This is a genomic window from Saccharibacillus brassicae (genome assembly GCF_006542275.1).
GTDB classification, from domain to species: Bacteria; Bacillota; Bacilli; order Paenibacillales; family Paenibacillaceae; genus Saccharibacillus; species Saccharibacillus brassicae.
In genome coordinates, this window is the sequence record NZ_CP041217.1 from 3,026,783 (window position 1) to 3,039,759 (window position 12,977).

Here is a 12,977-nt window from a genome sequence, read left to right on the forward strand (position 1 = left end):
AATCGAGGGGAAATCGTTCGTGAAAAAACCATTTTTCAAAGTCCTTAACGCCGCGCTCGTCGCAGCCCTGCTGCTGCCGCCGATCGCCGCTCCCAATCGCGCGCAGGCGGCTCCGGCCGCTTCTGCCGCGTCCCGTGCCGCCGTATCGGCGCTGTCGAACGTCGCTTTCAATAACGGGTTCGCCCCGCAGTCCATGTACGAGATCGCGGCGAACACGCCTTACAGCGGCGCTGCCGAAGGCGAGAACATCTCCGATGCCAGCGGCTCGCTGACCCGCATGGAGACCGACTTTAGCCTGCCGGGCCGCGGCGGGCTGGACTTTACGCTGGGACGGCTGTATGAGAGCAATACCGCCTACATCTGGGAGCCGAAGATCGCGCAGACGACGAACGCTTCCGGCCAGACGGTGTACACGAACGACAACGAATACTATACATACAACGAACGCACGTCGAACCTCGGCGTCGGCTGGACCTGGGCTTTCCCGTCCGTCGAACTGCGGGGCGACCAGCGCTATCTGCACTTTGCCGACGGAACGGTGTATCAGATCGCCGCGGACGGTCAGGGACTGGTCGATTATCCGCTGCAGGACGTGAAGTTCGCGCCTGCGACGACCGTGATCTCCACGCAGGACGCCGCCGGCAAAACGGTAACCGCCACGGCCGCGTACTCGCTGACCGACACGCTCGGCACGCAGTCGCTGTTCAATGCGGAAGGCCGCTGGATCGGCACGAAGGACGCTTACGGCAACGTGATTCTGGTCGAATACGCCAAGATAGCCGTTAACGACCAGAACGCCTACCCGATGATCAGCCGGGTTATCGACACGCTGAACCGCGAGATCAAGTTCTCCTACAGATCCGATTCCGTGACGGTCGGGTATGCAGGCAAATCGCTCGTTTTTAACAAAAAACTGATCAGCGACACGAACAAAAAGCGCAATCTCACTTCCGCGGTCAACGAGAACGGCGAGACGACTTCGTATGGCTACGAGAAGCAGAGCGCCAGCCTCGACGCCGACGGACCCGGCGGGGCGAGTGCCTCCTCTACGATCTACTCCGGGCTGAATGCCGTCACTTACCCAACAGGTGCGGGCACGATTTACGAATACGACAAAACGACCAAACGTCTCGGCGAAGCCGGTACGCTGGATTATTACAGAGTGAAAAAGCGCTATGATTCGATGAAAGATAACGGAACGAAGAAAAAGAACTTTGTCGCTTACGACTACACCGATGCCACGGACTTCTCCGATCCGGCGCAGACGTCATCTACGATCAAGCGTACGACGATCATCAATCCGAACGGTGGAGCAGCCGTTCCTTCCAACGAGAAGATCGTCGAGACGACCGTCCTGAACGCCGATCACCTCGCGGTCAAGGAAACGCGCGAGAAAACGGGCGAATACAAGAAGCAGATCGACACCGTCTACGATCCGGATCAGCAGTTGGCCGTGCGGATCACCGAGACCGATACGGACTACACGCAGAAGCCGGAGAAGACCGGCAATAAAGTCCATGCGTACACGTACGACCAATACGGCAACGTACTGACCTACACGAATCCGCTGGGTCATATCGGCAGCTATTCGTATTCGGCGACGTACCCGGGACTTGCGCTGAGCGAGCGTAATACCGTATCGGGCGTCATCACCGACGATATCTCGCACACCGCCGATCCGGCGCTGCCGCATATTACGCAGACCGCGCAGAACTACGCCGACGAGAGCGGCCAGGCCAGCCTGCTGCAGATGACCTACCAGCACGATGCCTACGGCAACCTGACGCAGACCGTGCAGCAGCTGGAAGACGACAAGACCCAGCAGACGGATATCGAATACGGCGCAGCCGTCAAAAACGCCTATCCGACTGCGATCAAGCAAAAAGTGACGGAAAACGGCACGCCGAAAACCATCGAAGAACGCTACGAATACGATCTGCCGACCGGCCGCGTACTCAAACACTTCGACGGCAACGCCGTAGCCAAAGGCGCTCCCGCCGGTTCCGACGAAGCGTACGAATACGACAACGTGGGCCGGATCACCAAAGTAACGCGCCCCGCTGCAGCGGACGGCACGCGCGCAACGTCGACCACTGCGTTCTCGTACAGCACCATCGGCCAGATCGGCCAATTCTACACGGTGGACGAAGAAGGCAAAGAAAGCAAAGAGATCTACGACGGTCTCGGCCGTCCTTCCGCAGTTGAACTCAAACGCAAAGACAACAATAACAACGTCGCGTTCTACACGCTTCAGTCCAATCACTACAACGATCTGGGCGAACTGGATTACACGACGGACGGCGAAGGCCATAAGACGAGCTACACGTACGATGCCAACGGCGAGGTCAAAGAAACGATCTCGGCAGCAGGACGCGTCACGGGATATGCGCATAACGCAGCATTGAATCAGAGTACAACGACAACCGATTACGGTGAAAAAGTGACTACGCAAACCGATGAAATCGGCCGTGATACGGGTACAACACGTACTGATGAAAAGGGAAATGTGATCACATCAACCAACCAGTACGAAGTCGGCGGCGATCCGTTCGCCATGAGTTCCACCGACGGCAAAGGCGCCACGACCGGCTTCACAAACGACGGACTGCACCGCCTGCAGAACGTGACGCAGAGTGCCGGCGGCACGTCGATGAACACGAAATATTCGTACAACAAGCTCGGCGCGATGACCGAAAAAGTGTTCCCGGATCTCACCAAGATCGCCTACGGCTATGACGAACTGGGCCGCCGGTTGTCCAAAACGGACTCCGTGCTCGGCAAAGAAAGCTACACGTACGACAACAACAGCAACATCACCGGCGGCACGACGCGCGGGGGTATCAGCGTCGTCAATCAGTACGACGAGCAGAATCGCCTGACTGAGGAACCGCAAATCGCGTACCCTTTAGGGCATGGCGAATTTTGGTTCCCGCGCCAAGCGACGTACTACAAGAACGGTCTGCGCAAGTCGATGACCGACGAGACCGGCACGACCCAGTATTTCTATACACTGGACAACAATCTGGAGCGTATGGTATACCCGGACGGTAAGCAGATCTCGTACACGTATTACAAAAATGGCCTGCCAGGAAACCGGAATCGCACATCCCTACGGGCTTGGCGATTGCGGTTTCTCGCGTTGAGCGAGCTTTTTACACCATGACCGACCCGTTCGGCATGACGACGACTTATATCTACAATGCCGACAACCAGTTGTCGCAAGTGCTTACGGACAACACGAAGCAGGCCGAATACACGTACCGCGACGGCCTGACCCAATCCGACGAGAACTATCTCAAGTCGTCCCAGCTGTACCAGACCAAACTGGGCAACGGACAGATCACGACGACGTACACGAACGACGGATTCGGACGCCTGACAAATCTGCTGCAGTCGGCCGGCGGCTTGACCAAAGCCTTCACGTACGGCTACGATAACGGAGATAATCGCCGATCGAAGCGGGACGTTTTAACGCGCTTCGATATCACCAGCCGCAGCGACGGCACGACAAGCGGCACGTTCACGTACGACGAACTGGATCGCATCATCACCAGCTCCGAAGGCGAAGAGACGTACACGTACGACGGCAAAGGCAACCGCCTGACGCTGCAATCCAGCATCCAGATGCCGCACAAAGACAATATCGATTACACGTACAACCAGGCCGAACAGCTGAGCGGAATTACGCGCAACCAGACTTCGGTAAGCTACAAGTACAACGGCGACGGCCTGATGACCGAACGCAGCATCACGAAAAACGGACAGGCGACTACGACCCGCTACTACTACGACGGCGCGAATATCGTTGCCGAAGGTACGGTAGCCGCAGACGGCAGCGTCACGTTCAAAGCCCGCTATGTGCGCGGCGCGCAGCTGATCTACCGCGAAGACGCGAGCCGTCGGTCGAAGCGGAACGCTTTAATCCGCTTCGACAACCAGAAAGCGTACTACCAGCATAACGGCCACGGCGACGTGACCGGACTGGTCAAAGCCGACGGTACCGCGCTGAACAGCTACACCTACGACATCTGGGGCAATCCGCTAACTGCGGACGTGCAAGTCGAGAATCCGTTCGGCTATTCGGGCGAGTTCTGGGACGAAGATACGGGCCTGCAATATCTGAGAAGCCGTTGGTACGATCCGAGCATCGGGCGGTTTATTCAGGAGGATACGTTTGAAGGGTATGTGAACCGGCCGAGCAGTTTGAATCCATATACGTATGTGGAGAATAATCCGCTGAAATATGTGGATCCGAGCGGGCACTTCTTGGATACGATTTACGATCTACTTTCAACCGGTTACGATCTGTATAAACTCGCGAAAGATCCAACTTGGGAAAATGCAGCTTATGTTGCAGCAGATGTCTTGGCGATAGCCATTCCTGTCGCCCCAAGTCCGAGTGCGACTATTCGAGCAACCAAAGCAGCGGCGACGAAAGCGATCGACGAAGGAACGGTAGCCTCGAAAACAACTAAAGCGGTCAACAAAGCCTGCAACTGTTTCACGGCAGAGACCAAAGTCAAGACCGATCAAGGCGAGAAAAACATCGAAGACGTAAAAATTGGCGACAACGTCTTGTCCAAAGACGAAAACACCGACGAAGTCACGTACAAGCAGGTCACGGCGACCTTTAACCACAAAACGGACGAGATCTACAGCATCCATGTCGGCGATCAGGTGATCGAATCGACGTACAACCATCCGTTCTGGGTCGTAGGCAAAGGTTGGGTGTTTGTCAAAGACTTGAAGTCCGGCGATCTGTTGGAGCAAAGCGACGGCAAGACTTTAGAAGTCGGAACCATCGAAGTCCAGCAGCGTCAGACGACGGTTTACAATATGACGGTGGAAGGATTCCATACGTATTTTGTGAGCGGGTTGGGGATTTGGGTTCACAATATAGATTGTCAAATACCAACAATCACTGATAAGCAAATAGGCAAGAAATTTTCTGATCATGTAGACGATTATGAACTGCCACGTTCCAAAGAAGGGGTTATGAAATATAAAGCTATAACAGAAGATGTACTTAATAATGCCGGGGAAAATATAAAAGTTGGTGATTGGAAAACTCTTGGAAAGTCTGAGTTTTGGTTACACGATGGTAATGTAGCCATTGTAAATAATGGGAATTGGATTTCTACATTTCCTTTAAAGAAGGAGGGAACAGCTAATTATATAAACGGCTTACCACTTAAGAAATAAAATGTATTGAATTTTTAAATTAAGTCAAGCTGCAGATGACCCATAATCGGATTTCTTGTAGAAGACATATTATTAATTCTACAGTAATCTGATTATGGGCTGTTTTAATAGTTAGTTTTAAAAATGGAGGAAAAATATGAGTATGAAAATAAATTTGTGTTATTTAAGTAATGAGTCTCTAAAAGTCCTTTTAGAAAATTCTTTGACAGCTTTATTTGAATGTGGATGGACTTACAATGTTCATCTCTTAGGATATTGTTCTTACTGGACTGATGGACCTATTTGGGATTTTGGAGAGTCTGAAAATTTTGAAGAAACAATAACTGATAAAAAATTGAATTTAAACAGAATCAAGGCTCTAATTGCAAAGGTCTCAGACTTTTATTCACCTTCTATTATTCTAGGAATTGAAATAAATGGAAATATAGTATCGGGTAATTTAAATATTGTTGAAGAAGACGGAGAATGGAAACAAATCTGTTTTACTATAGATCGTGATAATATATTAGATCGTGTTCCTGGATATATACAAAATAAAAATAAAGATTTTATATACAAAATTTTTCTTTCGATGTCTGATTATATTGATCCTTGTTATGGACTATGTGGTACTGAATTAGAAGGAGTAACTTTGAAAAAAGAAAAAGATGATTTTAGAAAAATGAGAATTGCAGACGCTGCTTTCTTCTCTCGTAGATTAAATATAGATAGTGCAAAGTTTTTTAATGGAAGTGAGAAATTTCTAGAGATTAATTCTTTGAAAGGTTTTATTTTAAAAAGGAAGATTAATTTTATGGAGCTATACTCATGAAGGGTTGTAAAGTGAAGTGCAACGATTCTGTGGTTTTCTTTTCTCATATTCATCCTTCACTTTTATTCAAGGCAGGCAGCGAGATTTATCTCATCCATTAAAAAATTAAAGTAACTGAAGTTCAAATTGGACTTGAAGAATATTAATTCAACAAGATAAGGAAAACAGCACGCCGAAAATCATTAAGGAGCGCTAAGAATACAATTTGTATGGAATGAAAATCTTCGATCCCTCTGGGCAAGATGATTTGCAGTTCCTATGTTAGGGCGACAGGCCGCTCGACCGGCACGACGCGTACAGATGACAAAGGCAACATCATCAAGTCGACCAACCAGTACGAAGTCGGCGGCGATCCGTTCGCCATGAGTTCCACCGACGGCAAAGGCGCCACGACCGGCTTCACGAACGACGGGCTGCACCGCCTGCAGAACGTGACGCAGAGTGCCGGCGGCACCTTGATGAACACGAAATATTCGTACAACAAGCTCGGTGCGATGACCGAAAAAGTGTTCCCGGATCTCACCAAGATCGCCTACGGCTACGACGAACTGGGCCGCCGGTTGTCCAAAACGGACTCCGTGCTCGGCAAAGAAAGCTACACGTACGACAACAACAGCAACATCACCGGCGGCACGACGCGCGGCGGCATCAGCGTCGTCAATCAGTACGACGAACAGAATCGCCTGACTGAGGAACCGCAAATCGCTTACCCCTTAGGGCATGGCGAATTTTGGTTCCCGCGCCAAGCGACGTATTACAAAAACGGTCTGCGCAAGTCGATGACCGACGAGACCGGCACGACCCAGTATTTCTATACGCTGGACAACAATCTGGAGCGTATGGTGTACCCGGACGGCAAGCAGATCTCGTACACGTATTACAAAAACGGCCTGCCAAGAAACCGGAATCGCACATCCCTACGGGCTTGGTGATTCCGGTTTCTCGCGTTAAGCGAGCTTTTTACACCATGACCGACCCGTTCGGCATGACAACGACGTACATCTACAATGCGGACAATCAATTGTCGCAAGTTCTTACCGACAACACGAAGCAGGCCGAATACACGTACCGCGACGGCCTGACCCAATCCGACGAGAACTATCTCAAGTCGTCCCAGCTGTACCAGACCAAACTGGGTAACGGACAGATCACGACGACGTACACGAACGACGGATTCGGACGCCTGACGAAGCTGCTGCAGTCGGCCGGCGGCTTGACCAAAGTCTTCACGTACGGCTACGATAACGGAGATAATCGCCGATCGAAGCGGGACGCTTTAAGCCGCTTCGATATCACCAGCCGCAGCGACGGCACGACAAGCGGTACGTTCACGTACGACGAACTGGATCGCATCATCACCAGCTCCGAAGGCGCAGAGACGTACACGTACGATGGCAAAGGCAACCGACTGACGCTGCAATCCAGCATCCAGATGCCACACAAAGACAACATCGATTACACGTACAACCAGGCCGAACAGCTGAGCAATGTGACACGCAATCAGACTTCCGTCAGCTACAAATATAACGGTGACGGTCTGATGACCGAGCGCAGCATCACGAAAAACGGCCAGGCGACCACGACGCGCTACTACTACGACGGCGCGAACATCATTGCCGAAGGTACGGTAGCCGCAGACGGCAGCGTCACGTTCAAAGCCCGCTACGTGCGCGGCGCGCAGCTGATCTACCGTGAAGACGCGAGCCATCGGTCGAAGCGGAACGCTTTAATCTGCTTCGACAACCAGAAAGCCTACTACCAGCACAACGGCCACGGCGACGTGACCGGATTGGTCAAAGCCGACGGTACCGCGCTCAACAGCTACACCTACGATATCTGGGGCAATCCACTGACTTCGGACGTTCAAGTCGAGAATCCATTCGGCTATTCGGGCGAGTTCTGGGACGAAGATACGGGCCTGGAATACCTGAGAAGCCGTTGGTATGACCCGAGCATCGGGCGGTTTATTCAGGAGGATACGTTCGAAGGGTACGTGAACCGACCGAGCAGCTTGAATCCGTATACGTATGTAGAGAATAATCCGCTGAAATATATGGATCCGACAGGGACTAGAACTTATTTGATTCATGGTACTGTTTTCGCTGATACACCAGACACAGGGGTAAGGACTTGGAAACCGGACTTCAAAACGTATCTTAAAAATATGACTGGAGAAAGAGTAGATACTGTCGGATGGACTGGAGGTAATAGTACATTTGCTAGAAGTGCAGCTGCGACAGGAGGGCAGGGACCTCTTTTTGAAAATGAAAATATAGCTGCTAGAATTATCAAGAGCCATAATCAAGATAGAGATGAGCCTATTAGATTGGTCGGACACAGTCATGGTGGTAATGTAGCCATCTTAATTGCAAATGAACTTAAAAGGAACAATATAGAAGTTGATACTTTAGTCACTATTGCTACTCCTGTAAGAGAAGACTACTAGCTTGATTACAATGCAGTGAATAATCACCTAAATGTTTTTAATGACTATGATGCAGTACAAAGAAACGGAGGACAGTTCTTTACGCGACCAAGTAATTGGGTAAAAGCAAGTAAATATTTCGATGGTGCAAAGAATATTAAAGTTGAGCTTCCTGAAGGTAGTCGAAAGTTGAGCGTTGATAACCATTCTGTTATGCATAGTAATGTCGATACTTGGAAGAAGTACATTGCACCAAATTGGAATTGGAAGTGAGTTAGTTAACCTTATTATGGAACGTTATTCTATTCTTTGAATTTGACGGATTTTCAATCCAAGTGCAACAGTTCGTCCTGAAACGATTCATGGGTGAACTTCCAGCCTAAACATTTGCGAGTCCGGTTGTTGATCAAAGCGAAAGCTTTTCAAGTTCGGGATCAGTGACCGGCGCAAAATCGTGGCCTTTGGGGAAAAACTTCCGGAGTAGGCCGTTTGCGTTCTCGTTGAACCCACGCTGCCAGGACGAATACGGATTAGCAAAGTACACGTCCACGCCGTGCAGACGCTCTAACGCTTCGTGACAGTCCAATTCCTTTCCTCGGTCTAACGTTGCCGTTTGAATAGCCGACTTCGGGTACTACCCGGCCAGTACGCCGAACGCAATTTCCATCGACAAGGCCGTCCGGTTCGGCATCTTAATCGCTTGGTAGAAGCGCGTTTTTCGCTCCACCGATGTAGCGACGCAAGCCTTGCTTTTGCGTTTCTCCGAGGGTTTCTGGCGCTTGCATTTGTGCCGGAGGACCTGCAGATTCCCTCGGCTCAGTAGCCCGGTATAGAGCCCGTTGTACAGTGTTTTAAAAGCCACCGTAGCAAGCCTTTTAGCTTTGTGGCTGTGCTGGATCTGCTCGGGCGAATACGTCTTTTCGAAGTCGGTCTCGCTCTCGACTGATGGCTCCTGCCGACCGTCCGAGTATCCGGCCAATGGCGTGGACACCCGCTCCTTGACTAAGAAGTAGCTCTGTTTTTCCGCGTTCGGTTAGGGTAACATGAGTATAGTCCATGGTTGGATTCTCCTTGTAGAAGGTAGTGGTGGTGACTCTATTCTACATGAATCCAGCCATGGGCCTTTTGGTATTCCGTTTGAGGTGTTGCACTTCATTTTACAATCCGTCATTTAAAAGGTTACTTAATTTCTCAATACCTTTACTTTCAGAATTAACTACGAAAAGAGCATATATGGCGAACTTAAATGTTTTACTAAAGATTATGGCTGCTTTGGCTCCAAGCACGCTATTGTTACTTATCTTGTTTCAGATTTTCCCTTATACTGGTTTGGCAAGAATTGTGTCTACCCCTTTAACGTATCTTTACAATACTGGAGTGGTTGCTCTTGGTTTCTTGATCCTACATCTTATCGGAAGTAAGCATTCTATTTGGGTGTGGATTACTATTTGGGTAGTAACTATAATTATTACAGTTTGGATGTACCCTCAAGAAAATAAACCACACATTGTTCATCAGATCTGGGATGTAATTAAAGAACGCTAATAATTCTCGTCTACGAATTAAAAAAAGGATGTGAAGCGTTTGGTTTGGGGACTAGTTATTGGCGTGATAGTCGGTTTGGTGGGTTGGTATACTATGGGAAATGAAGGTTCAAAAAATTTGGTAGGAAGTTTGTTCGCTGGTATGATCGGTGCACTTTTTGGAAAAGATTTATTTGAAGGAATGGGGTTAAGAGGGGGTATTTATAGTCTTGTATTTGCCCTATTAATTGCTTGTATTTTGGTTTTTTTAATAAATTTAATGATTCGTGCGGCTAATAATAGTTAAGAATTTGACGGTGTTTTAATGCAAGCGAACAATTGATCTATATCAGTTGGCAGGTAAAGCTAAATCCTAAGTTTATTTGTACCTTGATTGGTTTATACCAATCAAGGTTTTTTCAATAATTCGTCGAAGTGAGTAGGCTGTAATAGTACATAGAGTGCGTTTAAAATCGTTGTGACAGAAACCATAGATTTCTCATCATCGATGATATTAATACGCTGACGAGCTCGGAATCTTAGGAAATCGACAAGGCGATTGCGGGAGCCAATCTGCTTCCAGTGAGCAAAGTCTTTAAAGGTGGTAAGTTGAACGTTTAGATTGCGAGAAGGAGTTATGAAGACAGCAGAGCAATGGAAACACCTTGACGATTGATAAAATTAAAATTGTGAAGCATGAGAAAATGGTTAAGGTTTACAATTTTACTGTTGCTGATTTCCATACGTATTTCGTAAGTGACTTGGGGATTTGGGTTCATAATATTAATTGTTTGGATAGTGATTACTATCTCAACCAAGCCTTAAAAAAACAAAATTTATCTAATGTGCCTGCAGGAGGATTAAAGCAAAAATGGTCTCAGGATGGGTATGATTTTGCAGTAAGGGTTCATGCGGCAGATTCTAGATACGGAAAGACAGGAAACATCTATAGGGTGGCAAGAAAAAAACAGGGAAATGATGCAAATGGACAAGGTTCTGGATGGGAGTATATTGATCCAAATGGAGCATGGCATCACACGAGCACTTTAAAACCATCAAGTCCTAATTATAATGCACAGGCAGCTGCGAATACCCATATTCAGCTACCCTAGAGGAAGTGAATTTTATGAGTACAGATGAAGTTTTCTTGAAAGTTAATCAAATTAATGAGTTCATTCAAAAAAGTCTGTGGTTTGACTTTGAAATTATTAGATACGAACAAAACAATTTGTATGTAGGGGGGGGAGAAAGTTTATCATATCCATATGAATTAGAAATTCACTTTGAAGATGTATGTCTCGTCTCAACACCTGTAGAATGGTGTTCTGATACTTCTACTGAAGTATTACAAATTCTTGAAGGAGAAGAAGCATATAAGGTAAATATTAAATTTAAAGTTGAACGAGGCTATTTTGTTTTCAAGTTTATTCCAGAAGATTTTCCGAATGATGGTGGTTGCTTTATTGGTGCAAAAGATTTGAATGTTAAGTTTCTGAAACAGAAGATTTAATTACGGTGAGAGACTTTGAGGTTGTCTATACCTTAAGGTCTTTTTTTGTCTACCCAGTGTAGACCGTCAACACTAAATCAAACAACTTTTTTTAAAGACTTGTTGGCGAGAATGAACCGGTGTCAAGTAATCTAGCGTTCCATGAATAAGAAAGTACTTATGGATTTCTTTACATTGTAGAATCCGCTCCCCTTCTGGGTTAGGTTTATTCTACAAACCCTTATTTTTCTGTCCAACTAAGTGTAGCTATCCATATCGAAATATGTTTTCACGTTGTGAAGTTTGCTCACTATTCAATAACAGTATTGTACATAATACTGCTGTTTTTTATAACTTGTAAGGGAGTAATAGTCATGGAAGAAACTGAATTCGAATTGGAATTAAATAAAAAGTTAGACTATTTATTTGAGGTCGAAGCAGGGAAGGTTCCTGATTTTGAAAGATTAGAATTATACGCAAGTGATCCTTTTGGTCTGGTTCGTGCGGAGACAGCTACTGCTTTAGGAGACTGCTTCAATGAACAAGCTGAAAAAATACTTTTAAAACTCGCTCATGATAAGTACTGGCTTGTACGTGCTGAAGCGGTTGATGTATTAGGGCAAAAAAGTTTTTCGCTGCAAGTATTGAAGAAAATTAAAAGAATGACTCAAAAAGATCGTTCGATGGTTGTACGTGCCTATGCTGTTCTTTCTTTTTATGATGTAGCCGCCGCCTTACAAATGAGAAAAACTGAAATACTATCTATTTTAGAAAAAGGCTTAGAAAACGAAAGATCGAATTATGTTCGTTATCAATATTATCGGGTGATGTATGAGTTAGGGGAAAAAGAATACTTGAATGAATTGTTTAAAGGACGTTATGAGAAAACCTATACTTCGAGATGTTCGGTGAGTGGTAAATTGTTTGAGATAGTGAATCAGGAAAATGCTGAAGAAATCAAGGCGTTTGCAATAGATTGGCTGAAGGAAGAAGGGAAAAGGTCAGTACGTTCAGGATTAGAAGAACTTTTAGAACGATGTAAGACAGTAATAGCAGAATCACTTACAAACAAACGTCTATGAAAAGTTACCGACAGCTGGGCTATTCGTTACGGCAAGACAGCGAGCATGTTTAAGGTATTAAGATGAATACATTTCCGGGTGGATGGAATTTTAGAGGAGGAAAATAAAATGTTTACGACTCTTTTGCAAACCAAAGACTTTGAAGTGATTGAAGAAATACCTTCAGTCGATGGAGACGAAAAGTATTTAATTCAGGATATGGACGACGAAAATTTCCCTTTTCTCAGTGAGTTGTCTAATTGTGAGTACTTGCTGGTCATAAGTGCGAGGATACCTGATTTAATGCGAGAATTGGAGTTGCTGCTTAATCAAGTGCAAGATATTCAATCTTTAGAGCATTTAAAAAAATCAAAGAATTGGCTAAGAAATGCGAAGATTTAGAGGGGAGCTTCTTATTTATTACTCCTTTTGAGGTGGACTGAATGAAGAGAAGACAATGAAGGAA

General features: G+C 46.9%; 9 protein-coding genes and 2 pseudogenes. 10 read left to right on the forward strand and 1 reads right to left on the reverse strand.

Annotation, left to right across the window (positions count from 1 at the left end; all coding sequences use genetic code 11):
* Positions 1 to 19 precede the first annotated feature (19 nt).
* The 5 genes from FFV09_RS12570 (at position 20) to FFV09_RS12590 (ending at position 8,459) form a co-directional block, all read left to right on the forward strand.
* On the forward strand, positions 20 to 3,163 hold the full coding sequence (locus tag FFV09_RS12570) for an RHS repeat domain-containing protein (RefSeq protein WP_141448148.1): 3,144 nt from the start codon (positions 20 to 22) through the stop codon (positions 3,161 to 3,163).
* A complete protein-coding gene (locus FFV09_RS12575; RefSeq protein ID WP_141448149.1) occupies positions 3,160 to 5,202 on the forward strand; it encodes a polymorphic toxin-type HINT domain-containing protein in 2,043 nt (680 codons plus the stop codon). Before FFV09_RS12570 ends, FFV09_RS12575 begins: the two co-directional genes overlap by 4 nt.
* Positions 5,203 to 5,338: 136 nt before the next feature.
* Complete coding sequence (locus tag FFV09_RS12580) at positions 5,339 to 6,013, forward strand: hypothetical protein (protein WP_141448150.1); 675 nt, start codon at positions 5,339 to 5,341, stop codon at positions 6,011 to 6,013.
* A gap of 242 nt (positions 6,014 to 6,255) precedes the next feature.
* The gene (locus FFV09_RS12585; RefSeq protein WP_141448151.1) at positions 6,256 to 6,945 is read left to right on the forward strand and encodes a hypothetical protein; all 690 of its coding nucleotides are present in this window, start codon (positions 6,256 to 6,258) and stop codon (positions 6,943 to 6,945) included.
* Between the two features lie 35 nt (positions 6,946 to 6,980).
* The gene (locus tag FFV09_RS12590; RefSeq protein WP_141448152.1) at positions 6,981 to 8,459 is read left to right on the forward strand and encodes an RHS repeat-associated core domain-containing protein; all 1,479 of its coding nucleotides are present in this window, start codon (positions 6,981 to 6,983) and stop codon (positions 8,457 to 8,459) included.
* A 305-nt stretch (positions 8,460 to 8,764) separates the two neighbouring features.
* On the opposite strand, the pseudogene FFV09_RS12595 reads toward FFV09_RS12590, so the two are convergent.
* Positions 8,765 to 9,496, reverse strand: a pseudogene (locus FFV09_RS12595) (IS30 family transposase).
* Between the two features lie 526 nt (positions 9,497 to 10,022).
* Between FFV09_RS12595 and FFV09_RS12600 the strand changes: the two are divergent.
* The 5 genes and pseudogenes from FFV09_RS12600 (at position 10,023) to FFV09_RS12620 (ending at position 12,913) form a co-directional block, all read left to right on the forward strand.
* The gene (locus FFV09_RS12600; protein ID WP_141448153.1) at positions 10,023 to 10,268 is read left to right on the forward strand and encodes a hypothetical protein; all 246 of its coding nucleotides are present in this window, start codon (positions 10,023 to 10,025) and stop codon (positions 10,266 to 10,268) included.
* Positions 10,269 to 10,623: 355 nt separating this feature from the next.
* A pseudogene (locus FFV09_RS12605) lies at positions 10,624 to 11,073 on the forward strand (polymorphic toxin-type HINT domain-containing protein); the annotation flags it as partial.
* Between the two features lie 14 nt (positions 11,074 to 11,087).
* Complete coding sequence (locus tag FFV09_RS12610) at positions 11,088 to 11,471, forward strand: hypothetical protein (RefSeq protein ID WP_141448155.1); 384 nt, start codon at positions 11,088 to 11,090, stop codon at positions 11,469 to 11,471.
* 353 nt (positions 11,472 to 11,824) lie between these two features.
* On the forward strand, positions 11,825 to 12,532 hold the full coding sequence (locus FFV09_RS12615) for a HEAT repeat domain-containing protein (protein WP_141448156.1): 708 nt from the start codon (positions 11,825 to 11,827) through the stop codon (positions 12,530 to 12,532).
* 108 nt (positions 12,533 to 12,640) lie between these two features.
* Entirely contained in the window at positions 12,641 to 12,913 is a 273-nt protein-coding gene (locus FFV09_RS12620) for a hypothetical protein (protein WP_141448157.1), read from the forward strand.
* Positions 12,914 to 12,977: the final 64 nt, after the last annotated feature.